The organism is Arthrobacter sp. Rue61a, from assembly GCF_000294695.2.
Classification (GTDB): domain Bacteria; phylum Actinomycetota; class Actinomycetes; order Actinomycetales; family Micrococcaceae; genus Arthrobacter; species Arthrobacter aurescens_A.
The window spans coordinates 3,229,963-3,253,117 of sequence record NC_018531.1 but is presented as its reverse complement, the minus strand read 5'-3'; the positions used below and the strand labels follow the sequence as shown (position 1 = coordinate 3,253,117).

The window sequence follows — 23,155 nt, the reverse complement described above, 5'->3', positions numbered from 1 at the left end:
CGTCAATAACGACGGCGGCCGCCCACCTCGCGAGGTGGGCGGCCGCCGTCGTTGCTTGCCGTGTTTGCGGCGGATTAGGCGTTGCTCGCCGCGGCAGGCTCGGCAGCGTTGTAGCCGTAAGGGTTGTTCTTCTGCCAGCGCCAGTGGTCCTCGCACATCTGGTCCACGGTCTTGGTGGTGGACCATCCAAGGTCAGCGAGGGCGGACGAAGCGTCGGCCCAGAAGGCGGGGAGATCGCCGGCGCGGCGTCCGGTGATCTCGTACGGAATGGGCTGGCCCACGGCCTTCTCGAAGGAGCGCAGTACTTCCAGAACGGACGAACCGCGGCCGGAGCCAAGGTTCCAGCGGCGGACGCCGGCGCGCTCGGCGATGTAGTTCAGGGCTGCTACGTGGCCGTCTGCCAAGTCCACTACGTGGATGTAGTCACGCTGGGCGGTGCCATCGGGGGTGTCGTAGTCGCCACCAAAGACCATGAGCTTCTCGCGGCGTCCCACGGCTACCTGTGCGATGAAGGGGACAAGGTTGTTCGGGATGCCTTGGGGGTCCTCGCCGATGCGGCCGGACGGGTGTGCGCCCACGGGATTGAAATAGCGCAGCAGTGCGATATGCCAGCGGTCATCGGCGTTGCCCAGGTCCGAGAGGATGTCCTCGATCTGTTCCTTGGTGCGGCCGTACGGGTTATTGGCGCCGATTTCCATCTTCTCGATGTAGGGGATCGGGTTGTGCTCGCCGTACACGGTGGCTGAGGAGCTGAACACGATGGAGCGCACGTTGTGCTTGTCCATGGCGCGGAGCAGGTTCAGGGTGCCCACGATGTTGTTGTAGTAGTAGGCGAGGGGTTCCTGGACGGACTCTCCCACGGCCTTCAGTCCCGCGAAGTGGATCACGGCGTCGATCTGGTGCTGGTCGAACACGGCCTCAACTGCGGGCTCGTCCACCAGGTCCACTTGGTGGAAGGCGGCGGTCTTGCCGGTGAGCTCCGACACCCGGCGGAGGGATTCCTCGCTGGAGTTCACGAGGTTGTCGAGCACAACGACGTCGTGGCCGGCTTCCTGAAGGGACAAAACGGTGTGGGAACCGATGTAGCCGGTGCCACCCGTGACAAGAATTTTCATGGTTCCTACGCTAGCGGAAATCGGAGCCACGCCGCTCTCTGTTGAGCGGTGTTGAAGCACGTTCGTGCTAAAAAATACTGGTGCCCAAAATTGTTGATGCCGAAGCCCGGCGCCTTGAAGTTGTCCAAGCTGTCTTCCGGATCATTGCCAGCGACGGCTTGGAACGGGCATCCCTCAGGGAAGTAGCTGACGAAGCGGGGCTGGCTGTTGGCTCGGTGCGGCACTACTTCGCCAGCAGTGATGAACTTCTGGTTTTCTCCTTCGGGGCAGTCATTGATCGCATCGCCGGGCGTCTTGAGGCGGCGCTCACGTCCGTCGAGGAAGCATCACCGGAAAGCCCTGAGCAGCACAACGCCGTGCTGAATCTCCTGGGACAGTTCCTGCCCTTGGACGAGGAGCTGGCGGTAGACGCGTGCGTCTGGATGGCGTTCCGGCACGCCGCCAGGATCAAGCCCGTCCTGGCCGACGAAGCCGAGCGCAGCCACCGCGCTGTGGCCGCCATCGTCGGTCGCCTGATCATGATCCTGAGCCCGGGCGGGGCTGACGCGCAGCAAACCCTGGTGACTGAAGCTGAAAGGCTCTTGGCCACCATGGACGGGCTCTGCATGCACGCGCTGCTGCAGCCCGAGTGGATGACCGCGGAGATGTGCAGCGACGTCCTCACAGCCCACCTGCGATCCCTGGGAGCCGTGCCAGTCCACCGCTAAACCATCCTGCAGCGCCATTACCGTCCGCAGCCATCGGGAATAGACTGGGACATGTCGGGGACCTGCCAAGGGAGGAATTCGCATGCACGAGTCAGGCGGCCCGGGATGGCGCATCACTATGGATACGTCCGGGCCGATGCTCATCGCCCTGTACTTGCGCGATGTAGCGGGACTGGATGGCGCCGGCAAACCGATGCTCTCCCACGCTGCTCCGAAAGTCCGGCATGCCGACCACAAGCATCTCACCTCTGACGTGGGGGGCTTCCCGGCGCTCAAGACCGAGTGGGAGGCCTGGTGGGAGAGCCTGGTGAAGTCCTATCCCAACCCGGCTCCTGAGCTGGCACCGCCAAGCTTCAAGGCCTTCGGCAACTCGCCGGCACTGCAGCGCGTCCTGCAGGCACATTTTGGTTCAGCGCTCGGATGGGCCACGGACAGGATTGACGAGTACGCCCATCTTGAGGCAGCCCGTGAAGCCAACGGCGTGACGCACGTCCTGAACGAAATGGTGGAAGACAGGCTCCTTGAAGTCGGCCGCAGTTCCCGCGACTTCGAGCTCACCATTATTGAGCTGCCACTCAGTGAACCCCGTGCCTGGTATCTGGAACCGAGCACCATGATCATGAGCCACCGCCTGCTGTCCGAGCCTGACGTGTTCCGCAGTTACGTCCAGCCTGTGGTTGAGCTGCTCGCCTGAAGGAATTCCAGCAGGGCTTAGGTGGTAGGTGCCGATACGGTGATCGTGACGCCCTCGGAGGCCGCGGCAGAGGGTTGCCAGCCGTCGCGTTTTTGCCTGTTCCACGTCTGGCCTGCAAGGTCCACCTGCGTGATGGACAGGGTCTTGGCGTTTGCCACCGCCCAGTGAGCCACAGCCCAGGCCTGCGTTCCACCGATCTCCAGCTGAACCGAGCGACCCTGAATGGTGGCCGCTTGGGTGCCGAACGCCGTCGTGAATTCATCGACGACGACGGCAGGGTCACCGGCCGCCTCCGGCATGCGCAACTCGCAGTTCAAAGAAGCGGTGGAGTGTCCGGTGAGAGCGGAAGCGAAGGCCCGGCCCATGCCCTCATGCTGGGCGTAAGCGCGGGGGAAAGCGGAACGTTGGACCGCTTGTGCTGCTTGGGTGATTTCCATGGATTCGTAGCCGGCCACCTTGACCAGTCCGTCAAAGAACGCGTTGCTTGCATAGACGGGGTCCATGACTTGTTCTTCGGTTCCCCAGCCTTGCGAGGGCCGCTGCTGGAACAATCCGCGGGAGTCCGGCCCGGCGTCGTCGCCGTAATTGATGTTGCGCAGCCTTGATTCCTGCATGGCCGTGGCCAGGGCAATGCTCGCTGCCCTGGGTGGAAGTCCGCGCTGGACCGAAATCGCGGAGATGAGCGAAGCGTTCGCAGCCTGGTCCGTGGCAAGCTCATGGCTTTCAGAGCCGACAATGGCAAAGCAGCGCTCCGTGACCAGGGTCTCGGAGCGCTGCAGCACTGCGACTATTGCGTAAATGGCACCTGCTACGAGGGCCAAAGCCAGCACCGCAACCATGGCGCGGCGGAACCGGCGCATTGATTCTCCCCTGCTAGTTGGCGTGGAGAGCCTCATTCAGCTCCACGGTCTGGCCCTTGCGGGGAAGTACTTCCACGCCGCCGGTGGTGGAGTTGCGGCGGAAGAGCAGGTTGGGAACGCCGGAGAGTTCCACGGCCTTGATGATCTTGCTGGTGTCCTCGCCGTTCTCGTCCTTGGGGCCCGGAACGCGCACACGGGTACCGGCGGTGACGTACAGGCCCGCCTCCACCACGGAGTCGTCGCCAATGCTGATGCCTACGCCGGAGTTGGCGCCGAGCAGAACACGCTCGCCCAGTGCGACCTTTTCCTTGCCGCCACCGGAGAGCGTGCCCATGATGGACGCTCCGCCGCCGACGTCCGTACCGTCACCGGCCACGACGCCTGCCGAGATGCGGCCTTCCACCATGGAAGTGCCAAGGGTTCCTGCGTTGAAGTTCACGAAGCCTTCGTGCATGACCGTGGTGCCTTCGGCGAGGTGGGCACCCAAACGGACGCGGTCGGCGTCGGCAATGCGAACACCGGAGGGGACCACGTAATCGACCATCCGCGGGAACTTGTCCACGCCGAAGACCACAACGTTGCCGCGCTTGCGCAGGCGGGCACGGGTCAGTTCGAAGCCGTCCACAGCTGCGGGACCGAAGTTGGTCCACACAACGTTGGGCAGCTTGCCGAAGACGCCGTCCAGGTTGATGCTGTTCGGCTTGACCAGGCGGTGGGAGAGGAGGTGCAAACGCAGGTAAGCATCGGCAGTGTCTGCGGGGGCGGCGTCGAGGTCGATCTGTGCAAAGACAACCTTCTGCTCGGTTCCGCGGTCGGCGTCCTTGCCTTCCTCGGCAAGTGCGGTGAGCGCAGGATCGGCATTGTCCACGTCGCGCAGGGTTTCGGCGGCGACACCAAGCGCGGGTGCCGGGTACCAGACGTCCAGCACGGTTGCTTCCCCGGAAGCCGAGGTGGCGATGGTGGCGAGGCCGAAGCCATAAGCCGATCGGGGGTTGGTGGGCGCGGTTGCGGGCACAGCAGAGGAAGCAGTTTCAGTCATGCGCCAAGTCTATCCAGCAGGCAGAGGTCGGTTAAAACCCGTCTCATGCCATAGAAGTCGCAATTGCGGGCATTAGGCTGGACGGGTGACCCTGAACCCTGCTCCCGCCCTCCTTGACCTGCGCCAGGACGTTGCCGTGCTGACAGCCGCGCTCATTGACTTCAACAGCGTGTCCGGCAACGAGACCGAACTCGCCGACGCCGTCGAGTCCGCCCTTCGTGCCATCCCGGCCTATACCGTGACCCGTGACGGCGACGCCATCATTGCGCGCACCGAACTTGGCCGTTCCGAGCGCGTCATCCTGGCCGGACATCTGGACACCGTGCCCCTTCCCACCGTGGAGGGCTCACTGGGCACCGTTCCGGCCACGTGGGAGTCCGGGGTTCCCGGTGAAGGCATCCTGTACGGGCGCGGGACCACAGACATGAAGGGTGGCGTGGCGGTGCAGCTCGCCCTCGCGGCAACACTGTTCGACGACGGGCGGCAGCCGGATAAGGACGTCACCTTCGTCTTCTACGACCATGAGGAAGTGGAAGCGGTCAAGAGCGGCCTCGGAAGGTTGGTCCGCAACCACGGTGACCTGTTGCAGGGCGACTTCGCGATCCTGCTGGAGCCAACCCACGGCACGGTGGAAGGCGGCTGCAACGGCACCAGCCGCTTCGAAGCCACAACCATCGGCGAAACAGCCCACTCTGCACGCGCATGGATGGGCGTCAACGCGATCCACGCCGCAGCCCCCATCCTGGCGCGGCTCGCCGACTACGAACCGCAGACCATCAACGTGGACGGCCTCGATTACCGTGAGAGCCTCAACGCGGTGAAGATCAACGGCGGAACTGCCGGCAACGTGATCCCGGACCGCTGCGTGGTGGAAATCAACTACCGTTTCGCTCCGGACAAAACACCGGACCAGGCCGAGGCCCACGTCCGGGACCTCTTGGAAGGATTCGACGTCGTCCGTACGGACGCCGCTGCCGGCGCGCGTCCCGGACTCAACCACCCGGCCGCAGCCTCCTTCGTTGCCGCAGTCGGTGCCGAGCCCAAGCCCAAATACGGATGGACCGACGTCGCGCGTTTCAGTGAGCTGGGCATCCCGGCAGTGAACTTCGGACCCGGCGATCCGCTGCTGGCTCACAAGGACAACGAGCACGTGGACGCCGAAGCCATCCGTGAGTGCCTCCGTGCACTGAGGACCTGGCTGACACCGTAGTCCCGAAATTCCCCCAGCAAAGAAGAAGGTCCGCAGCTTGGTAGCTGCGGACCTTCTTCGATTGTGGAGGGTTACTTCTTCTCCGGGTTTTCCGCGCCAGGCACGACGTTCTGTGCAACGGGGTCGTTGCCAGTACCTTCAAGGCCGGTCCGAATTGTCATCGGAGCCATGCCGCCGGCGGCCTTCTTGGAACCGCGGCGTTCAATCATGATCGCAATCCGTGACACCGTCAGGTTGATCAGGATGTAGATCGCAGCGCCCACAAAGAAGGCGGGGAACAGGAAGTCAGGGCCGAGGAAGTCGGCCATGATCTGGATTTTCCGCAGCAGTTCCTCGTAGCCCACGATGTAGCCGAGCGAGGTGTCCTTAAGCAGAACCACCAACTGGGCAACCAAAGACGGAAGCATCCGGCGCACAGCCTGAGGGAACTCGATGGACATCCGTGACTGGAAACTGCGGAGGCCGATGGCCAGACCAGCCTCGCGTTGTCCCTTGGGGAGAGACTGGATGCCTGCGCGCAGGATCTCAGCGAAGATGGCGGCGTTGTAGAGAACCAAGCCAACAACCACGGCCTGGAACTGACCTGTGGCGAAAACCAGCAGGACGAACAACATCATAAGGACCACGGGCATGCCGCGGAGGAACTCAAGCACTACCTGCGTGGGTATCCGGATCCAGGGAATCAAGGAAATACGCAGCAGGCAGAGCGCAATGCCCAAGGGGAATGCGATCACGGCTGCCACAGCGGCTGCGGCCAGCGTGGCGAGGATGCCTTGGCCGATCAGGCTCCAGACATCGGGTGCCATGGGGCCGTAGAAGATCTCCCAACGGTCTGCGTCGAAGATGCCTTGCTGCGCCAGCGTTGTGACGGCGATGGCGAGGATGCCGAGGATGATCAGAATTCCGGCGGCGGAGCCCAGGAGCGAATACAGGCGGGCCTTGGGCCCGGGGACGTCGTACAGGACCGATGTCATCGGGCAATCGCCACCTTTCGTTCAACAAAGTGCGCCAGAAGTCCCAAAGGAACCGTGATCAAGAGGTAGAAGAAAGCCACCCCAAGGAGGATCCAGAGGACTTGGTTGCCGTAGTCATTGGAGAGCTGGCGGCCGTAACCGAAAAGCTCCAGGACAAAGAACGCGCCGGCCACCGAGGAGTTCTTGACCAGTGCAATCAGGATGTTGATCAACGGAGGAATGACGGTGCGTACGGCTTGGGGGAGGACGATGAAGCCCAAAACCTGTGTGAAGGTCATGCCTACGCTGCGGGCAGCTTCCGCCTGGCCAACAGGCACGCTGTTGACGCCGGAACGGACGGCTTCGGCGATGAAGGCTGCCGTGTAACTGCTCAACGCGATGATGGCCGCGACTTCGAACTGTTCGAACTTAACGCCCAACCGGGGCAAAACGATGGCGGCGAAAAAGAAAATGATGGTCAATGGGGTATTACGTGCCACTTCAACATAGAACATGCTGAAACCGCGAAGTGCTGCCACGGGGGAAACCCTCATGGCCGCCAGGAGTGTGCCGACAATGAGGGCAATGATTCCTGAAATTACGGAGAGATAAAGGGTTCGGAGAAATCCGTCCCAATATTCGGGGAGGCTTGCTATGACGGCGTCCATGGCTTCCTTTGGCTGCAGCTAATCAGGGAACAGGGTCCTGGATTCGTCAACTGCCGCCGTCCCGATGGGCGGCGGCAGTTGACGGGTCCCGACTAGCTAGTAGCGGTTGATGGCAGGAAGTTCAGGGGCAGTCTTGATGACCTTGCCTGCAGTGGCTTCCCAAGCCTTCTTGTACGTATCGTCCTTGGCGAATCCCTCAAGCTGGTCGTTGATCCAGTTGCGGAACACGGTGTCATCCTTCTTCAGGCCGATGCCGTAAGGCTCCTTGGTGAAGGTTTCATCCGAGGCGAGCTTGAAGGCGTCCGGCTCCTTGTCGACGTAGCCGGCGAGGATGACGTTGTCGGTGGTAACGGCGACAACCTGCTTGTTACGCAGGGGCTCCAGGCAGGCGGTGTAGGTGGCCGCAGGGACAACCTCTGCGCCGTACTTTTCGGCGATGGTCTTGGCCGGGGTGGAACCCGTGACGGAGCAGACCTTCTTGCCCGAGACATCTTCAGGCTTGGTGATGGAGGTATCGTCCTTGTTCACCAGCAACGCCTGGCCTGCTTCGTAGTAAGGGCCGGCAAAGGCGACCTTTTCCTTGCGGGCATCGTTGATGGTGTACGTGGCGATCACAAGATCGACGCGACCCTGCTCGATGAACGACTCACGGTTCTGGGAGACCGTCTCTACCCACTCGATTTTGTCAGCCGGAATACCAAGCTTTGCGGCGATTGCCTTGCCCATTTCGACGTCGAAACCGACAGGCTTGCCATCCAGGCCCTTCTGGCCGAACAACGGCTGGTCGAACTTGGTCCCGATTTTGATCGTCTGGGCCTTGTTCAGCTTCTCCATGGTGGTGCCGGCTTCAAAGCTTGCCGAGGCAACCGGGGGAGTGGTTGTGCTGCCGCCGCCGCAAGCGCTCAGCGAGAGTGCAAGCGCAGCCGATGCGGCCACCAGGAGTGACTTCCTCCGGGTAATAAGAGACTTCATGATGTTCCTTTCATTGGATGGCCGCCTTACGGCCGGGGTGCGGGCGGTAAGGAGCTAGTGGGTCAAGAGCTTGGACAAGAAGTCCTTGGCGCGAGTGCTCTTCGGGTTGGTGAAGAATTCCTCGGGAGTTGCGTCTTCCACGATCTGACCGTCGGCCATGAACACCACGCGGTCAGCGGCCTTGCGGGCGAAGCCCATTTCGTGCGTGACCACGATCATGGTCATGCCTTCCTTGGCCAGCTGGATCATGACGTCCAGTACTTCGTTGATCATTTCGGGGTCCAACGCGGAGGTGGGCTCGTCGAACAGCATCACCTTCGGCTTCATGGCAAGAGCACGGGCAATGGCCACACGCTGCTGCTGGCCGCCGGAGAGCTGGGCGGGAAGCTTCGGTGCTTGGTGCCCGACGCCTACGCGCTCAAGGAGGGCCATGGCCTCCTTGTCAGCCGTGCCCTTGGCCACCTTCTTAACCTTGATGGGGCCCAGCGTGACGTTCTCAAGAATCGTCTTGTGGGCGAACAGGTTGAAGGACTGGAACACCATTCCGACGTCGGCACGCAAGTGCGCTAGGTCCTTGCCTTCTTCGGGGAGCTTCTTCCCGTCGATGGCGATGTCGCCGTCGTCGATGGTTTCCAAACGGTTGATCGCACGGCAGAGAGTGGATTTACCGGAACCTGAAGGTCCGATAACCACCACGACTTCACCCTTTTGAACCTGGAGGTTGATGTCCTTGAGGACGTGCAATTGACCGTAGTGCTTGTTGACGCCGTTCAGGGAGACGAGGGCATCGCCGGACGCTTGAGTAGTCATACGACGAATCTAGCGAACAAAGAAGCAAATATGACCACGGTCACGGCAACTTCCTGAAGATCGTGACTGAACAGAAACCTGCTCCCCAGCGAGATACCAGACTGCAATGCAAGAAGCGGGTCGCAGCGACGGAGCATGCCGTCATCCGCGCTAGCCTTGGGCAATGAGCATCAGCCAGCACCCCATTCCCCACCCGGATGCCAACGGTCGCGTCACGGGCACCCACGTGCCGCTCCCCTCGGAGATCGCACCCGCCAAGCACAAAGGCTCCCTTGAGCTCCGACGCAAACAAGCGGACACGGGAATGTCGGACCAGCATTTGCTGGATACCAGTGGTGCCGGGCAATTCATCCACACCGATCCGTGGCGTGTCCTGAGGATCCAGAGTGAGTTCGTGGAGGGCTTTGGAGCCCTGGCTGACCTGGGACCTGCCGTCAGTGTGTTCGGTTCGGCGCGGACCAAGCCGGGAACCGAGTACTACGAGATGGCCGTGGACGTGGGGCGCAAACTCGCTGAAGCCGGGGTCGCGGTGATCACCGGTGGCGGCCCCGGATCCATGGAAGCTGCCAACAAGGGTGCCGTGGAAGGCAACGGAGTCTCAGTGGGCCTGGGCATTGAACTGCCATTTGAGCAGGGACTCAACCAGTGGGTGGACCTGGGCATCAACTTCCGGTACTTCTTCGCCCGCAAGACCATGTTCGTCAAGTACGCGCAGGGCTTCGTAGTGCTCCCCGGAGGGCTTGGCACCTTGGATGAGTTGTTCGAGGCAATGGTGCTTGTCCAAACCCGCAAGGTGACCTCGTTCCCCATCGTGCTGCTCGGTGTTCGGTTCTGGGGACCCATGCTTGAGTGGATCAGGGACACCCTGGTGGCAGAAGGCATGGTGTCCGAGAAGGACCTCGACCTGATCCAGTTGGTGGACGACCCCGCCGATGCCGTGCACCGTGTCCTGCACGGCGCACCACTTCCGCCTACCACCAACGGAAACCAGCAGCGCCCGGAGTAGGCGGCCGTTTCTGGCACGATGGACCCTGTGAGCTTTTTCCTGGTGTTTCTCGCGATAGTCCTCGTCGGTGCGGCGCTGTATCTCGGTGCCGGGATCGTACGGGGGCGTTCGATCGGATCGGGACTTGATCAACCGGTCCCCAACCTGCCCGCTGTCCTGCTGCCGGAGAATGCCAAGCCCGCAGACATCGACTCCTTGAGCTTTGCCCTGGGGCTTCGCGGGTACCGCATGGATCAGGTTGACCAGGTCCTGGAGGAGCTCAGAGACCAGCTGCAGGCCAAGGACCGCGAGATCGAACGACTTGGCGTCTTGGTACAGCAGCCGCGTCGTGAGGGCGGCGAAACCGGTCGGACCCAGCCGTGAGCTCACGAACCCCCACGGATCGGCTTTCCCACGGGCTCTCGACCGCGGCAGTAAGAATGGCTGGATGGCCTTGGTGGCTGCAGGTTTCCTTGATTTTTGTGGTGGCCAGAATGGTCAGTGCATGTATCTTCATGGCGGCTGCCATTCACCAGGGAACAAATCCTTGGTTCCCGCCGGCCCCGGATTACTGGAACTTCATCACTATCTGGGATGGACGCTGGTACCAGGAAGCTGCCGATAACGGTTACCCCTCGATCCTGCCCGTAGACGCGAATGGTGTGGTACAGCAGAACGCATGGGCGTTCTATGCGCTCTTTCCCTTCCTGGCCCGGGGTCTCTCGGCAGCCACGGGGATAGGAACCTTCCCGGCGCTCACCATCATCGCCATGCTGGCGGGTGTGGGCGCAGCTTTGGTGATTTACAAGCTCTTCCGCGAGTTCGCAGGCAAGCGCGCCGCACTCTGGGGCGTCGTCTTCGTCTCTACTTTTCCCGTGTCGCCGATCCTCCAGGTCCCGTATGCCGAGTCCTCGAATCTGCTGCTGTTGTCCGGCTCCTTGTTGCTGGTGGTCCGCCGCCGATATCTGGCCGCAATTCCGGTTGTGCTCCTGATGTGCTTGTCCAGGCCGACGGGGGTACCCTTCGCAGCCATGATGGGCTTGCTGCTGATTTGGCGTGTATGGCAGCGCTTCGGGCGGTCCAGGACGCTATCGGCCCAAGCTTCGGTCCGTGATGACGACGAGACGACGTCGGTGCGCGGCTTGCTTTCACTGGGCGCACTGGTGCTTGCAGCGGGCATCGGAGCTCTCGCATGGCCGGCCATCGCTTGGGCTACTACCGGTGAATTTACTGCCTACACACGGACTGAAACAGCATGGCGGGGGCACGATCTTGTGCCCTTCAAACCATGGTTCGACACGGGTCGGATGCTGTTTGGTCCTGTGCTGGGCGTGCTGGCCCCCTTCGTCTTCGCCGCTCTTTTCGTGCTGGTCATGATGTCGAAGCCCGTCAGAGCCCTCGGAGCAGAGCTGCGGCTGTGGTGTGCCTGCTACATGGGATACCTGCTGGTCTTCCTGCATCCTCAGACCAGTACGTTCAGAATGCTGTTGCCCCTTTTCCCGCTGGCACTGGGCGTGGCATTGCTGTCCAAGTCCAAGGCGTACCGGGCAACCGTGGTGGTGATGTTCGTCCTCCTCCAGATCGTCTGGGTGGTGTGGCTGTGGGCGTGGGCTCCGCTCCCCGGGGGCGGGGACTATCCGCCCTGACGTGGACCTTTGCTGCGTGAAGGGAGTATGTACAAAGCCCGGACAAATAGGTGTTTGATTCGCTACGGACGGGTAATTACGGGATAATGGACTAAGAGCAAGGACAAAGCACCGAAAAGTGCCCGGCCAAGGCGGCCTCCAAGCGGTGCCGCCGGCTGCAATTGCGACGCGGAACCAGCCCGGCCGGGTTGGCGTGACTTGGGACAAATGGAGGGGATTTTCCTAATGGCGGCTATGAAACCACGTACCGGCGACGGCCCTATGGAAGTTACCAAAGAGGGACGCAGCTTGATCATGCGTGTGCCGCTCGAAGGCGGAGGACGACTCGTTGTCGAGCTCAACGCTGCGGAAGCGGCCAACCTCAAGGAATGCCTCGTAGGCGTTACTGAATAGGCGTTTTGAATAGAGTTACACAGCAGGGCCCGGCAAGCCGAGGCCCTGCTGTTGTTTAAGCTGTTCTCGTGCCACTGAAGGGCGATCTATTTCTTGACAGCCACCAGAAGCCCGTCGCCCGTCGGCAGCATCGCGGATGCCAGCCGCTCGTCGTCGCGAATTGCCTTTACGATCTGACGCAGGACCACGGTGGTGGCGTCCCGCGCCGCCGGATTGGAGACACGGTCCTTGTCCAAAGCATCGTTGATGACCAAGGTGCCTCCGGACTTCAAGAGACGGATTGCCTGTTCCACGTACTTGGGGAAGTTTGGCTTGTCGGCATCGATGAAGACGAGGTCGTACGCGGAGTCGGTCAGGCGAGGCAACACATCAGCTGCGCGGCCTGAGATGGTGCGGGTACGGTTGGCCGGACTGCCCGACTCCAGGAACGCTTCCCTGGCGGCTTTGAGGTGTTCGACGTCCACGTCGATGGTGGTCAGCACAGCATGGGGGCTTAGTCCACGCAGCAAGCAAACCCCGGACACTCCGGCACCCGAACCGACTTCCACCACGGTCTGGGCCTTTGAAGCGGCAGCGAGCACTGTCAGCACTGCACCCACACCGGGGCTGATAGGGGTAACACCGAGTTCAAAGGACCGCTCCCGGGCGCGCAACAACACGTCATCCTCAGCCGGCAGATCTTCTGCGTAGGACCAGCTGCTTGACTTGTCGGCACTCATGAAGGGGTTCGCTTTCCGCGGGTAGGGGTGTTTGTACCAAGACTACTGGGTCCGCACCGGTAAACCCGCTGCAGGGGAGCTCCTCCGAGCCTGTGTCCGTCACCGAGTTCAGCCTTGCGGAGAAATGGCCCGCCAGTCAGGAAATTCCCAGACAAACTTGGGATGATAATGCTCCGGTCATCCATGAGGTGGGCGGCACCGAAGATTCGGTGTACCAGAGTTTGAGGGGAGTGGACGATGCCGGCATCGCATGCTGCGCCAGTCCAAACAACGGAAAGCCTTGAGGCCGTTACTGATTGGGTCATGCCCAGCTGGGAGGAAGTGGTTTCGAACCACTCCGCCAAGGTGTATCGCCTCGCCTATCGCCTGACCGGCAACAAGTTCGACGCCGAGGATCTCACCCAGGAGGTCTTCGTCAGGGTGTTTCGTTCACTTGAGAATTTCAAGCCGGGAACCCTGGATGGCTGGTTGCACCGCATCACCACCAACCTGTTTCTGGATCAGGCGCGCCGCAAGAGCCGAATCCGCTTCGATGCGCTCGCCGAGGATGCCGAATCCCGTTTGCCCGGTCGCGAGCCCGGCCCGGAACAGAGCTTCGAGCACAACAACCTTGACCTTGATGTCCAGCGGGCCCTGGAAGAACTCCCACCGGACTTCCGCGCCGCCGTCGTGCTGTGTGACCTTGAGGGCCTTTCGTACGACGAAGTCGCCGAGGCGCTCGGTGTGAAGCTGGGGACCGTCCGATCCCGCATCCACCGGGGGCGCACCATGCTGCGCGAGAAACTTGCCCACCGCGACCCCCGTCCGGCAGAGGCCCGCAAGCCGCGGTTGAAGATGCCCCGCATCGCCAGCATTCTTTAGGGTGTCGATGCCTCGACGTTCACTTCGTCCGGGAGCCCTTTCCCGACGCAGATTGGCTGCGCTGCGCCATCCGCGCACGCCGGAACACCTCCAGGACTGCGCGGAGTGCCGAATTGCGATCCGCCGGGAGCGGCAGTACCTTGAACGCCTTCGTGGAGCGGCTGTCCCCGAAGCAAGCCAGGATCTTGCCGCGCGATTGATCCAGCACACCGAACGCCTGGCCAACGAGCCGGCCCCAACGTACTCAACCTCCACGCCGCAACATCCGTTCGGTCGCTTCCGGGGCCTTCGCATTGCGGGCATTGCCGCGGGTACCTTGGCGGTCAGTGCAGGGGCCTTGGCGGTCTCGGCCTACGTAATCGCCGGTGATGAGGATTCGCGCGTCCTCGCGGGACCATCTGACCTTGGCGCGGTTGCCGGTGCTTGGACAGGTAGCCCTGCAGAATCGATGGTTGGCCCCGCTTTTCGGGCCGGCAGCACGGTCAGCTTGAGCCCTGCGCAGTTGGAGTCACTGCGGGACGAAGGATGGGCCTGTCCTGAGCTGTCCGGAATGGGCTTCCACGTCGTGTCCGCCCAAGCCACCATGCTCAACGGCAACCCTGCTGTGGAGATCAGGCTCGAAAGCAACGGTCACTACGCCACCATTGTGGAGGAACACCTGCCGGCTAATGGATCCGGACCCGGGCGCTCCAGGTCGGCGCAGCTTTCTGTCACGCAAGGAATCCCGTGGAAGGCTGTGTACACCATGCCGGCGGCCGTCATCAGCTATGCTTCCGACCTCCCGGCGGACAGTGCAGACGACGCCGTCCCGGAAATCGTCCGGGCGGGGGAGTCCATGGCGTTGATTTCCGCCGACGAAGATCCTGAGGCATGGTACAAAAGGGTGCTGCGAGGCCTCCAAACCTTGCTGCGTCCTGCTGGTTTAGGAGCGGCACCACAGACAAGGTAATCTTCGTATCGTGCTTGGAATCAACGGCCCGGAGTTCATACTCCTTCTGATTATCGGCGTACTCGTCATCGGTCCCAGCCGTTTGCCCGAATACACTCAAAAGCTCGCCAACCTGGTTAAGGAAGTGCGCCGGATGGCTTCCGGCGCCCGCGAGCAGATCAAAGAAGAAGTCGGCATCGACATCGATGAGGTCGACTGGAAGAAATACGATCCCCGTCAGTACGATCCCCGTCGCATCATCAAGGATGCGCTCCTGGACGACGACACCAAGCCGGTCAGTGCCGGCGCCCCCGTAGCTGCTGCTGCAGCAGCAGGTGCCAAACCCAAGGCCCCTGCGCGTATCATCGAGCGGCTTGCCGAGGGCGAAGCCGCCCCGTTCGATACCGAAGCAACCTGAGCCGAGGCATCTGCCAGACCAGGGAAGGGCCGCCGGTTCAGCGCGGCTGGATTCCCAAAGGCATGCCGGACAGCCCGCGTGGCCGGGTTGCCAAGGCTGCAGCAACACCCTCCATCGCTTTGGCGGCGGCCGTTTCGGGTGCGGCCAGAACTACGGGTTTCCCGGCGTCGCCGCCCTCCCGCAAGCGGATGTCCAGTGGAATCTGGCCGAGGAGCGGAACCTCGGTGCCCACAGCAGCGCTCAACCGTTCAGCCAGGATGGCACCCCCGCCACTTCCGAACAATTCCATGCGCCCGCCGTCGGGCATTTCCAAGTAGGACATGTTCTCGATGACACCGGCCACCTTCTGCCCTGTCTGGGTGGCGATGGTTCCGGCACGTTCGGCGACGTCCGCAGCAGCTGCCTGCGGCGTGGTGACCACCAGGATTTCCGCGTTGGGCAAGAGCTGCGCCACGGAAATCGCGATGTCCCCTGTGCCAGGGGGAAGGTCCAGGAAGAGGGCATCGAGATCGCCGAAGTAAACATCGGTGAGGAATTGCTCAAGGGCCCTGTGCAGCATCGGACCGCGCCACGCCACCGGCTGGTTGCCCGCAACGAACATGCCGATGGAGATGACCTTCACGCCGTAAGCCACAGGCGGAAGGATCATGTCGTCCACTTGGGTGGGCTTTTGCGTGATGCCCATCAGCGCGGGGACGGAGAAGCCGTGCACATCGGCGTCCACAATGCCCACGCGGAGGCCCTGGGCGGCCAGTGCACAGGCCAGGTTGACGGTGACGGATGACTTGCCCACGCCGCCTTTTCCGCTGGCTACGGCGTACACCTTGGTCAGGGACCCAGGCTTGGTGAAGGGTATGCCACGCTGTCCACCGGGGCCGCGGAGCTGTTCCTTGAGGGCTTCGCGCTGCTCTGGGGTCATGACCTTCAGTTCCACGTCCACGCCTGTGACGCCTTCTACGCGGGTGAGGGCGTCGGTGGCGTCCTTTGTAATGGTCTCGCGCAGGGGGCACCCGGCGATGGTCAGCAGAACGGCAACGTGCACGGCTCCGTCATCATCGGCAGACACCGACTCCACCATCCCGAGTTCCGTGATGGGGCGCCGGAGCTCGGGATCGATGACGGTTGCCAAGGCAGCGTGCAGCGCCTCGGCCGATGCGGTGGTCATATGGTCAGGCTCGGCTTTCGGGGTTTCCCGGCGATGGTTTGCCGGTGGAATGTTGTGGACCTGCGGCCCTTGGCGGGCGGACCTTCGGAATCTGCTGTGTGCGGGGCCCGCGCGATTTGTCGCGCTTCTCCTTCAGTTTCTCCTTGACCTTCTCACCCGGCGATTCCGTGCCATCAGCGGAGGCTTCGTTCTCGCGGAGCTCTTCCTGAGCATCGATGATGTCTTCCAGCAGGCTTCGGAGCTCAGTCCGGACATAGTCACGGGTTGCTACCTCACGCAAAGCAATGCGGAGCGAGGCCAACTCCCTCGTCAGGTACTCGGTGTCGGAGAGGTTGCGTTCGGCACGCTGGCGGTCCTGCTGGAGCGAGACACGGTCGCGGTCATCCTGCCGGTTTTGGGCCAGCAGGAGGAGCGGCGCCGCGTAGGAGGCTTGAAGGGACAGCATGAGCGTCAGCAGGGTGAAGCCCAGCTCCATGCGGTCGAATTGCCAGTCCGTGGGTGCGAACGAGTTCCACGCAAGCCAGAACACGCAGAACACGGTCATGTAGACGAGGAACGTAGGCGTGCCCATGAACCGGGCGAAGCCCTCCGTGGCGTTTCCGAAAGCATCCGGGTTCGGTGAGAACTTGGGCAGGATGCGTTGGCGACCACTCAAGGGCGTGTCAAGGCTGCTGCTCGAGCGTCCTGAGGACTTGGGGGATCGGGTGGCGTTGTTATCAGCCAATGCGGCCTCCAAGTTTCCTTATAGGGGCGTCGTCCTCATGGGCGCGCCAGTCATCCGGCAACAGGTGATCCAGCACGTCATCAACAGTCACCGCCCCCACAAGGCGGCCGTCGTCGTCCACGACTGGAAGTGAATTCAAGTTGTACGTGGCCAGGGTCCGGGCAACTTCGGAGATGTGGGCCTGGTCCGAAAGGGGCTCAAGATTCTTGTCCACGAGGTTGCCCAGCGGTTCCGGCGGAGGGAAACGCAGAAGCTGTTGGATATGAACCACGCCCAGGAAGCGTCCGGTGGGGGTCTCCAAGGGAGGGCGGGCGATAAAGATGGATGAGGCCAGCGCGGGTGAGAGCTCCTCACGCCGGACATGCGCCAGGGCCTCGGCCACTGTGGCTTCCGGCGGCAGGATGACCGGGACCGGTGTCATGAGGCCACCGGCGGTGTCTTCGTCGTACTCCAGGAGGCGGCGGACGTCCTCGGCCTCCTGGGGTTCCATGAGTTGGAGAAGTTCTTCGGCCTGCGCTGAAGGAAGCTCGGCCAGGAGGTCGGCGGCGTCGTCAGGATCCATCTCTTCGAGGACGTCAGCGGCGCGTTCCACATCAAGTGCGGAGAGAATCTCCACTTGGTCATCTTCCGGGAGTTCCTGGAGAACATCGGCAAGGCGCTCATCCTGGAGCTCACTGGCCACTTCAAAACGCCGTTTGTCGCTCATTTCCTGAAGGGCTTCAGCAAAGTCGGCAGGTTTCAGGTCTTCGTGCGTGGCAACGAACTGCGTAGCGGCCTGGGGCTCGTTGTGGGCGCCGGTCTGGGCATCGGCCCAGTCGATGATCAGGGTCTCGTTGCGGCGGAGCCTGCCAAAGGGGGACAGGGAGTGGCCGCGGCGGACGAACAGCTTGCTGACGAACCAGTCCTTGGACCGGTGCTGGTCCATGGCAATGTCCTCGATCGTCGCGTCTCCACTGCCGTCCGCCAGCGTCACGCGGCGGTCGAACATTTCAGCGACCACCAGTGTTTCGGCACCGCGCTGCTCGAAGCGCCGCAGGTTGACCAGGCCAGTGCAAATGATTTGCGTCTGGTCGATGGACGTAATGCGGGTCATGGGAACAAAGACGCGCTTCTTGCCAGGAACTTCAACCACGATGCCCACCACATGGGGAGCACCACGGGTGCCGCGGGAGAGCACCACGACGTCGCGCAACCGGCCAAGACGATCGCCCAGGGGGTCGAAGACGTCCAAGCCGAGCAGGCGCGCGACAAAGACGCGTGAGGGATGTGTGCTCATGTTTACAGGCTACCGAGTCTGCTCTCTTTTAGCTGAATTCCAGCCACTACACATGTCCATGAGACACAATGGGGCTATGTCAAACATTTTTGGTGCTCCCAAAGCCGTTGAGGAATCCCGCAGTGTCCCCCAAGGCGACACCGTGGGCTCGTACACCTCGTATTTGGATGCCCAGAAGGCGGTGGACTACCTCGCAGACCAGCAGTTCCCTGTTCAGCTGGTGTCGATCGTGGGCAATGACCTCAAAATGGTGGAGCGCGTGACCGGCCGCCTGAGCTACCCGAGGGTGGCTTTGTCCGGCGCCCTGAGCGGCATGTGGTTCGGCCTCTTCGTCGGCGTCATGTTGTCCTTCTTCACTCCCGCCGGCGGCCCGTTCTCCATCATCACTTCGGTGCTCATGGGTGCGGCTTTCTTCATGCTGTTCGGCATCGTCACCTATGCCACCCAGCGCGGGAAGCGTGACTTCACCTCCACCAGCCAAGTGGTTGCCACCAACTACGATGTCATCGTCGCTGTGGAGGCAGCCCACGAGGCCCGCCGTTTGCTCCACCAGCTGCCGATGAACCCGTCGCAGGCAGCCGCACCGCAGGCCGCCAACTACAACCAGCAGAATGCGCCGTTCCAGCAGCCCGGCCAGGCGCCTGAGCGGCCTTCCACGTGGAACGATCCCTACGGCCAGCGTGGCCCCGAGTCCAACGGTTCCAGTACTCCTGAGGGACAGAACGCCCCAGTGGACCAGTCCGCGCAGAACCCGGCACCGGCAGCTGTCCGTTACCCCGACCTCCCGGACGGTCGTCCGCAGTATGGCGTCCGTGTGACCGACGGCCAGAGCCAAGGGCAGAACACCCCGCAGGAAGAGGGACATCAGTCCACCTCCGAGGGGTCGACCAAGCAGTAGGGCTTCGCCGGAGCAAAAGGCTTCCGTCAAGCACAAGAAAGGGAAGGCCACCGGATCTGTCTCCGGTGGCCTTCCCTTTCTGTTGTGGTGGCAACGGCCTGCGCTTAGCCCTGGGCTTCCTGGTAGATGCCGGCCATCCAGGACTCGACGTCGTCTGCTTCGCGGGGCAGCGCGGCGCTGAGGTTGACGGGTCCGTCGGCGGTCATGAGGATGTCGTCCTCGATGCGGACGCCGATCCCGCGGTACTCCTCGGGGATGGCGAGGTCTTCATTCTTGAAATAGAGACCCGGTTCGATCGTGAAAACCATGCCTTCGGTGAGGATTCCATCGAGGTACAGTTCCCGTTTTGCCTGCGCACAGTCGTGGACGTCGAGGCCCAGGTGGTGGCTGGTGCCATGCGGCATCCAGCGGCGGTGTTGCTGGCCCTCCGGGCTGATGGCTTCCTCGACGGATACGGGCAGCAGGCCCCATTCAGCCAGGCGTTCGGCCAGGACCGTGGTTGCCGCGGTGTGGATGTCGCGGAACTTCACGCCCGGCTGGGCGGCTGCGAAACCGGCATCGGCGGCGTCGAGCACGGCCTGGTAGACCTTGCGCTGGACGTCGGTGAAGGTGCCGGTGGCGGGCAGCGTGCGGGTGATGTCAGCTGTGTAGAGGGAGTCTGCTTCCACGCCGGCATCGAGGAGAAGGAGCTCGCCGGCGTTGACGGTTCCGGAGTTGCGGTTCCAGTGCAGAACCGTGGCGTTGTTGCCGGACGCGGCAATGGTGTCGTAGCCGAGTTCGTTGCCTTCCTCGCGGGCGCGGGCGAAGAAGGCGCCTTCAACTACCCGCTCTCCGCGCGCGTGGGTCAGCGCGCGGGGAAGGGCGCGGACTACGTCAGCGAAGCCTTCCACCGTTGCCGCCACGGCAATCTTCATCTGCTCGATTTCCCAGTCGTCCTTGAGGAGGCGCAGCTCTGACAGTGCTTCGCTGAGCTTCTCGTCCAGGGCGTCGAGTTCGCCGAGGTCCAGGTTCTCGGGGTCCTTGGCCGTGTTGTAGCGGGCGGTATCAACCAGTGCGTCGATGTTCTCGTCCACCTTGCGGACCAGTCGAATGGAGATGCCGCCGATTTCCGGGGCGCCCACGTTCTTGGTGATTGCCATTTCGAGCTCAGAGATGTGCGCGGTGGGCAGGCCGAGCCGGGCTTCGAATTCTGCGAGCGTGGGGCGTGCACCGATCCAGAACTCGCCTGCGCGGGAGTCAGCGTAGAACTGTTCTGTGTCCCGGCCGGCCAGCGGACGGAAGTAGAGCGTCGCGGTGTGGTGACCGCCGTCGTCGCCCTTTCCTTCAGCTACGGGCTCCAGGATCAACACGGCGTCGGGCTCGTGGTCGAGGCCCAGGCCAGTGAGGTGGGCGAAACCGGAGTGGGGACGGAAACGGTAGTCGCAGTCGTTGGATCGGACCTTCAGTGGACCGGCCGGGACAACGAGCCGTTCGCCCTTGAACAGTTCGGAAATAGTACGACGGCGGCGCGCGGCATGGTCTGCAACGGCGTCACGCGCAGGGGTCACCTGCGGGGCGGGCGCCCAGTTGCTGGCCATGAATGCCTTGAAGGCATCGGATGTGGGCCTTTGCGAGCGGTTGTTGACGCGCTCTTGCAGTGGCTGGGAGGACGAGTTCTGGGTGTTTTCGGCATCGTTCACCGTTACATCGTCCCACCAGTTTCGTGGAGAGGCCAACGGCGCAACACTCCAAGCACGCCCGCATCCCATAGGCTGGGAAAGTGAGGATAGACCTGCATGCGCACTCAAATGTTTCCGACGGAACCGAGACACCGGCCGGAGTGATCATCTCTGCCGTCTCGGCCGGTCTGGATGCCGTGGCGCTGACCGATCACGATTCCACTGATGGTTGGGAGTCCGCTGCCGCTGCTGCCAGGGAACATGGCATTGCGTTCGTTCCTGGAATGGAGATCTCCTGCCGGACGGAGCAGGGAATCAGCGTCCATTTGCTCAGTTACCTCCACGATCCCGCCCATGCCGGCCTGCTGGAGGAAATCACCAAGTCCAAGGACGCCCGGCTCACCCGCGCCGAGCACATGGTCACATTGTTGTCCGAGGATTATCCGTTGACGTGGGACGACGTGATTCACCATGTGGCTCCCGGTGCCACGGTGGGCCGCCCGCACATCGCCGATGCCTTGGTGGCTGCCGGTGTGGTGGCGGATCGCACGGAGGCTTTCACGTCCATCCTCACTTCACATTCGCGGTACTTCGTGCAGCACTATGCACCCAACCCGGCGGTCGCCGTCGAGCTTGTCCGCGCGGCTGGCGGCGTCCCCGTCTTTGCCCACCCTGTGGCCTCATCGCGGGGACGCATTGTGGGGGAGAAAACCTACCAGGACATGATTGATGCCGGACTTCTGGGACTTGAGGTTGAACATCGGGACAACCCGGAGGAGGGCCGGACATTCCTTCGCGGCTTGGCCGCCGAACACGGTTTGCTCATGACGGGGTCCTCCGACTACCACGGAGCGGGCAAGCCTAACCTGTTGGGCGAAAACACTACCTCGCCCGCAGTCTTGTCACGGATAGAGGAGTTGGCAACAGGCAGCACGGTCATTCGGTGAAAGGGGTCCGCTGATGGATCTGCAGTTGCTCGCATCCGTGATCGTCACGCTGTTCGTGATCATGGATCCACCGGGTACCGTGCCGATTTTCATGTCCTTGACGGCGCAGATGTCGGCCAAGGATCGTAACCGCTCCGCTTTCCAGGCCCTGTTGGTGGCCACAGGTGTGATCGTGGTGTTCGCGATCTTTGGCCAGTCGATCCTCAACTACATGCACATCTCGCTGGCTGCCCTGCAGGGTGCCGGTGGCCTGCTCCTGGTGCTGATCGCGCTGCAGCTGCTGACGGGGTCCACCAGTGGTGAAGAGAATGCCGCCAAGTACAAGAACGTGGCTTTTGTGCCACTGGGAACGCCGCTCATGGCCGGACCGGGCGCGATCGTTGCCGTCATGGTTTTCGTGCAGCAGTCCAGCCAGCTCGCGGAGTATCTGGCGGTGGGGCTCGGCATCGCTGTGGTGCTTGGCTCGCTGTACTTGGCGATGCGCTTCGCGGGCGTCGTGCAGCGGGTGCTCGGGGAAAACGGAGTGGAGCTGGTCACCCGGATTGCCGGCCTGCTGTTGTCAGCCATTGCCGTCCAAATGATCGCGGACGCAGTTCAGGCCTTCGTGAAGGGCGCTGCCTGATCCAGGCTGGCGTCCGGCAATGAGCCGCTCCGGCGGAAGTCGGCCTTGGTGCCCAGCCGTTTTCGCATGACTTCGATGGCTTGTTCGTTCTGGTCGACGCACACAAAGTTGCGGCCCAGTTTGGCTGCCACAGCACCGAGGGTCCCTGAACCAGCGAAGAAATCGAGGCACCAGTCGCCCTCTCGGCTTGATGCGGAGACAATCCTGCGTACCAGGCCCTCCGGTTTTTGGGTAGGATAGCCGGTCTTTTCGCGGCCGGTAGGCGAAACGATGGTGTGCCACCAGACATCCGTGGGCAGCTTGCCGAGCTCGCGTTTGGCGGGGGTGACCAGTCCGGGTGCCATGTACGGTTCCCGGTCCACTTCGGCGTTGTCGAAGTGATACTTGGTGGGGTTCTTGACGTACACCAAAATGTTGTCGTGCTTGGTGGGCCAGCGGTTCTTGGCGCGGGCGCCGTAATCGTAGGCCCAGATGATCTCGTTGAGGAAGCATTCCCGGCCGAAGATGGAGTCCAGCATCACCTTGGCGTAGTGGACTTCCCGGTAATCCAAATGCAGGTACAGGGTGCCGTCGTCGGCCAGCAGCCGCCAAGCCTCCACGAGCTTGGGCTCCAGGAAGGACCAGTAGTCGCTGAAGGCGTCGTCGTAGCTGTGCAGGGCGCCCTTGATGGTGTCGTAAGAGCGGCCCTTGAAGCCGACGCGGTCGCCGTCGCCGTCCGCGTTGCGGACCATGCGGGTTTCCTGGCGGCGTTGGACCCGGCCCGTGTTGAAGGGCGGGTCCACGTAGATGAGTGTGAAGGCGCCGTCCGGCAGCGTAGGGAGGAACTCCGCGTTGTCCGCGTGCACCACCAAGTTGCCGCCGTCCGGCGCCCAAACAGATTCAGTCAT

26 protein-coding genes are annotated in these 23,155 nt (G+C 62.5%); 13 read left to right on the top strand and 13 right to left on the bottom strand.

The annotated features are described in order from the left end of the window. Positions 1–74: 74 nt before the first annotated feature. Positions 75–1,115, bottom strand: coding sequence for a UDP-glucose 4-epimerase GalE (gene galE / locus ARUE_RS14750; protein ID WP_043470474.1), 1,041 nt, complete (start codon positions 1,113–1,115; stop codon positions 75–77). An 80-nt stretch (positions 1,116–1,195) separates the two neighbouring features. Here galE and ARUE_RS14745 point away from each other — a divergent pair, with 80 nt between their 5' ends. Continuing rightward, a complete protein-coding gene (locus ARUE_RS14745) occupies positions 1,196–1,822 on the top strand; it encodes a TetR/AcrR family transcriptional regulator (protein ID WP_014922300.1) in 627 nt (208 codons plus the stop codon). 82 nt (positions 1,823–1,904) lie between these two features. Next, a complete protein-coding gene (locus ARUE_RS14740) occupies positions 1,905–2,516 on the top strand; it encodes a hypothetical protein (protein ID WP_011775445.1) in 612 nt (203 codons plus the stop codon). A gap of 17 nt (positions 2,517–2,533) precedes the next feature. Here the strand turns inward: ARUE_RS14740 and ARUE_RS14735 are convergent, their stop codons facing one another. Both ARUE_RS14735 and dapD read right to left on the bottom strand, forming a co-directional pair. Beyond that, entirely contained in the window at positions 2,534–3,376 is an 843-nt protein-coding gene (locus tag ARUE_RS14735) for a hypothetical protein (protein WP_014922299.1), read from the bottom strand. Between the two features lie 13 nt (positions 3,377–3,389). After that, complete coding sequence (gene dapD / locus ARUE_RS14730) at positions 3,390–4,415, bottom strand: 2,3,4,5-tetrahydropyridine-2,6-dicarboxylate N-succinyltransferase (protein ID WP_014922298.1); 1,026 nt, start codon at positions 4,413–4,415, stop codon at positions 3,390–3,392. Positions 4,416–4,500: 85 nt separating this feature from the next. Between dapD and dapE the strand changes: the two genes are divergently transcribed. Continuing rightward, positions 4,501–5,625 (top strand): succinyl-diaminopimelate desuccinylase, encoded by a 1,125-nt coding sequence (gene dapE, locus ARUE_RS14725; RefSeq protein ID WP_014922297.1) that lies wholly within the window; start codon positions 4,501–4,503, stop codon positions 5,623–5,625. A gap of 71 nt (positions 5,626–5,696) precedes the next feature. On the opposite strand, the gene ARUE_RS14720 is transcribed toward dapE, so the two are convergent. The 4 genes from ARUE_RS14720 to ARUE_RS14705 all read right to left on the bottom strand — a co-directional run bounded on the left by ARUE_RS14720 (position 5,697) and on the right by ARUE_RS14705 (position 9,028). Next, positions 5,697–6,599 carry an amino acid ABC transporter permease gene (locus tag ARUE_RS14720; RefSeq protein WP_014922296.1) on the bottom strand — a complete coding sequence of 301 codons (903 nt, stop codon included), beginning with the start codon at positions 6,597–6,599 and terminating at the stop codon, positions 5,697–5,699. After that, complete coding sequence (locus tag ARUE_RS14715) at positions 6,596–7,246, bottom strand: amino acid ABC transporter permease (RefSeq protein ID WP_011775440.1); 651 nt, start codon at positions 7,244–7,246, stop codon at positions 6,596–6,598. Before ARUE_RS14715 ends, ARUE_RS14720 begins: the two co-directional genes overlap by 4 nt. A gap of 96 nt (positions 7,247–7,342) precedes the next feature. Further along, positions 7,343–8,218 (bottom strand): glutamate ABC transporter substrate-binding protein, encoded by an 876-nt coding sequence (locus ARUE_RS14710; protein WP_011775439.1) that lies wholly within the window; start codon positions 8,216–8,218, stop codon positions 7,343–7,345. A gap of 54 nt (positions 8,219–8,272) precedes the next feature. Further along, positions 8,273–9,028, bottom strand: a complete 756-nt coding sequence (locus ARUE_RS14705; RefSeq protein WP_011775438.1) for an amino acid ABC transporter ATP-binding protein — start codon at positions 9,026–9,028, stop codon at positions 8,273–8,275. A gap of 163 nt (positions 9,029–9,191) precedes the next feature. Between ARUE_RS14705 and ARUE_RS14700 the strand changes: the two genes are divergently transcribed. From ARUE_RS14700 to ARUE_RS23590, 4 genes are all read left to right on the top strand, one after another. Next, positions 9,192–10,034, top strand: a complete 843-nt coding sequence (locus ARUE_RS14700; protein WP_011775437.1) for an LOG family protein — start codon at positions 9,192–9,194, stop codon at positions 10,032–10,034. A gap of 18 nt (positions 10,035–10,052) precedes the next feature. Beyond that, positions 10,053–10,397, top strand: coding sequence for a DivIVA domain-containing protein (locus ARUE_RS14695; RefSeq protein WP_011775436.1), 345 nt, complete (start codon positions 10,053–10,055; stop codon positions 10,395–10,397). Positions 10,398–10,453: 56 nt separating this feature from the next. Next, positions 10,454–11,659, top strand: a complete 1,206-nt coding sequence (locus tag ARUE_RS14690) for a putative hexosyltransferase (RefSeq protein WP_014922295.1) — start codon at positions 10,454–10,456, stop codon at positions 11,657–11,659. 225 nt (positions 11,660–11,884) lie between these two features. Beyond that, entirely contained in the window at positions 11,885–12,052 is a 168-nt protein-coding gene (locus ARUE_RS23590) for a DUF3117 domain-containing protein (RefSeq protein ID WP_009357720.1), read from the top strand. A gap of 86 nt (positions 12,053–12,138) precedes the next feature. Here the strand turns inward: ARUE_RS23590 and ARUE_RS14685 are convergent, their stop codons facing one another. After that, positions 12,139–12,771 carry an O-methyltransferase gene (locus tag ARUE_RS14685; protein ID WP_011775434.1) on the bottom strand — a complete coding sequence of 211 codons (633 nt, stop codon included), beginning with the start codon at positions 12,769–12,771 and terminating at the stop codon, positions 12,139–12,141. Between the two features lie 237 nt (positions 12,772–13,008). On the opposite strand from ARUE_RS14685, the gene sigE reads away from it, so the two are divergent. The 3 genes from sigE to ARUE_RS14670 are packed head-to-tail and all read left to right on the top strand — an operon-like array spanning position 13,009 to position 14,978. Next, positions 13,009–13,632 carry an RNA polymerase sigma factor SigE gene (sigE, locus tag ARUE_RS14680; protein ID WP_011775433.1) on the top strand — a complete coding sequence of 208 codons (624 nt, stop codon included), beginning with the start codon at positions 13,009–13,011 and terminating at the stop codon, positions 13,630–13,632. A gap of 7 nt (positions 13,633–13,639) precedes the next feature. Then, on the top strand, positions 13,640–14,581 hold the full coding sequence (locus tag ARUE_RS14675) for a hypothetical protein (protein WP_286139760.1): 942 nt from the start codon (positions 13,640–13,642) through the stop codon (positions 14,579–14,581). Positions 14,582–14,591: 10 nt separating this feature from the next. Next, entirely contained in the window at positions 14,592–14,978 is a 387-nt protein-coding gene (locus ARUE_RS14670) for a twin-arginine translocase TatA/TatE family subunit (RefSeq protein ID WP_011775431.1), read from the top strand. Positions 14,979–15,015: 37 nt separating this feature from the next. Here ARUE_RS14670 and ARUE_RS14665 read toward each other — a convergent pair whose 3' ends face one another. The 3 genes from ARUE_RS14665 to ARUE_RS14655 are packed head-to-tail and all read right to left on the bottom strand — an operon-like array spanning position 15,016 to position 18,143. Further along, a complete protein-coding gene (locus ARUE_RS14665) occupies positions 15,016–16,143 on the bottom strand; it encodes an Mrp/NBP35 family ATP-binding protein (RefSeq protein WP_011775430.1) in 1,128 nt (375 codons plus the stop codon). 4 nt (positions 16,144–16,147) lie between these two features. Then, entirely contained in the window at positions 16,148–16,879 is a 732-nt protein-coding gene (locus tag ARUE_RS14660; RefSeq protein WP_011775429.1) for a DUF1003 domain-containing protein, read from the bottom strand. Beyond that, positions 16,860–18,143 (bottom strand): magnesium transporter MgtE N-terminal domain-containing protein, encoded by a 1,284-nt coding sequence (locus ARUE_RS14655; RefSeq protein WP_011775428.1) that lies wholly within the window; start codon positions 18,141–18,143, stop codon positions 16,860–16,862. Before ARUE_RS14655 ends, ARUE_RS14660 begins: the two co-directional genes overlap by 20 nt. A gap of 76 nt (positions 18,144–18,219) precedes the next feature. On the opposite strand from ARUE_RS14655, the gene ARUE_RS14650 reads away from it, so the two are divergent. After that, positions 18,220–19,041, top strand: coding sequence for a YflT domain-containing protein (locus tag ARUE_RS14650; RefSeq protein ID WP_187329891.1), 822 nt, complete (start codon positions 18,220–18,222; stop codon positions 19,039–19,041). Positions 19,042–19,145: 104 nt separating this feature from the next. Here the strand turns inward: ARUE_RS14650 and ARUE_RS14645 are convergent, their stop codons facing one another. Then, positions 19,146–20,720 (bottom strand): aminopeptidase P family protein, encoded by a 1,575-nt coding sequence (locus tag ARUE_RS14645; RefSeq protein ID WP_043470471.1) that lies wholly within the window; start codon positions 20,718–20,720, stop codon positions 19,146–19,148. Between the two features lie 80 nt (positions 20,721–20,800). On the opposite strand from ARUE_RS14645, the gene ARUE_RS14640 reads away from it, so the two are divergent. Continuing rightward, on the top strand, positions 20,801–21,646 hold the full coding sequence (locus ARUE_RS14640) for a PHP domain-containing protein (RefSeq protein ID WP_011775425.1): 846 nt from the start codon (positions 20,801–20,803) through the stop codon (positions 21,644–21,646). 13 nt (positions 21,647–21,659) lie between these two features. After that, the gene (locus ARUE_RS14635) at positions 21,660–22,268 is read left to right on the top strand and encodes a MarC family protein (RefSeq protein ID WP_011775424.1); all 609 of its coding nucleotides are present in this window, start codon (positions 21,660–21,662) and stop codon (positions 22,266–22,268) included. Here the strand turns inward: ARUE_RS14635 and ARUE_RS14630 are convergent. Then, a complete protein-coding gene (locus ARUE_RS14630; RefSeq protein ID WP_011775423.1) occupies positions 22,241–23,155 on the bottom strand; it encodes a DNA-methyltransferase in 915 nt (304 codons plus the stop codon). The two genes, ARUE_RS14635 and ARUE_RS14630, sit on opposite strands and share 28 nt — an antisense overlap.

What these genes read in the sequence shown, in the direction of transcription:
- ARUE_RS14720 (WP_014922296.1), bottom strand. Translation starts at nt 6,599, where the DNA reads ATGACATCGGTCCTGTACGACGTCCCCGGGCCCAAGGCCCGCCTGTAT.
- ARUE_RS14740 (WP_011775445.1), top strand. Translation starts at nt 1,905, where the DNA reads ATGCACGAGTCAGGCGGCCCGGGATGGCGCATCACTATGGATACGTCC.
- ARUE_RS14700 (WP_011775437.1), top strand. Translation starts at nt 9,192, where the DNA reads ATGAGCATCAGCCAGCACCCCATTCCCCACCCGGATGCCAACGGTCGC.
- ARUE_RS14690 (WP_014922295.1), top strand. Translation starts at nt 10,454, where the DNA reads ATGGCTGGATGGCCTTGGTGGCTGCAGGTTTCCTTGATTTTTGTGGTG.
- ARUE_RS14630 (WP_011775423.1), bottom strand. Translation starts at nt 23,155, where the DNA reads ATGACTGAATCTGTTTGGGCGCCGGACGGCGGCAACTTGGTGGTGCAC.
- ARUE_RS14655 (WP_011775428.1), bottom strand. Translation starts at nt 18,143, where the DNA reads ATGAGCACACATCCCTCACGCGTCTTTGTCGCGCGCCTGCTCGGCTTG.
- galE (WP_043470474.1), bottom strand. Translation starts at nt 1,115, where the DNA reads ATGAAAATTCTTGTCACGGGTGGCACCGGCTACATCGGTTCCCACACC.
- ARUE_RS14635 (WP_011775424.1), top strand. Translation starts at nt 21,660, where the DNA reads ATGGATCTGCAGTTGCTCGCATCCGTGATCGTCACGCTGTTCGTGATC.
- dapD (WP_014922298.1), bottom strand. Translation starts at nt 4,415, where the DNA reads ATGACTGAAACTGCTTCCTCTGCTGTGCCCGCAACCGCGCCCACCAAC.
- ARUE_RS14705 (WP_011775438.1), bottom strand. Translation starts at nt 9,028, where the DNA reads ATGACTACTCAAGCGTCCGGCGATGCCCTCGTCTCCCTGAACGGCGTC.
- ARUE_RS14695 (WP_011775436.1), top strand. Translation starts at nt 10,053, where the DNA reads ATGGACCCTGTGAGCTTTTTCCTGGTGTTTCTCGCGATAGTCCTCGTC.
- ARUE_RS14675 (WP_286139760.1), top strand. Translation starts at nt 13,640, where the DNA reads ATGCCTCGACGTTCACTTCGTCCGGGAGCCCTTTCCCGACGCAGATTG.
- ARUE_RS14685 (WP_011775434.1), bottom strand. Translation starts at nt 12,771, where the DNA reads ATGAGTGCCGACAAGTCAAGCAGCTGGTCCTACGCAGAAGATCTGCCG.
- ARUE_RS14715 (WP_011775440.1), bottom strand. Translation starts at nt 7,246, where the DNA reads ATGGACGCCGTCATAGCAAGCCTCCCCGAATATTGGGACGGATTTCTC.
- ARUE_RS14710 (WP_011775439.1), bottom strand. Translation starts at nt 8,218, where the DNA reads ATGAAGTCTCTTATTACCCGGAGGAAGTCACTCCTGGTGGCCGCATCG.
- ARUE_RS23590 (WP_009357720.1), top strand. Translation starts at nt 11,885, where the DNA reads ATGGCGGCTATGAAACCACGTACCGGCGACGGCCCTATGGAAGTTACC.
- ARUE_RS14665 (WP_011775430.1), bottom strand. Translation starts at nt 16,143, where the DNA reads ATGACCACCGCATCGGCCGAGGCGCTGCACGCTGCCTTGGCAACCGTC.
- ARUE_RS14735 (WP_014922299.1), bottom strand. Translation starts at nt 3,376, where the DNA reads ATGCGCCGGTTCCGCCGCGCCATGGTTGCGGTGCTGGCTTTGGCCCTC.
- sigE (WP_011775433.1), top strand. Translation starts at nt 13,009, where the DNA reads ATGCCGGCATCGCATGCTGCGCCAGTCCAAACAACGGAAAGCCTTGAG.
- ARUE_RS14650 (WP_187329891.1), top strand. Translation starts at nt 18,220, where the DNA reads ATGTCAAACATTTTTGGTGCTCCCAAAGCCGTTGAGGAATCCCGCAGT.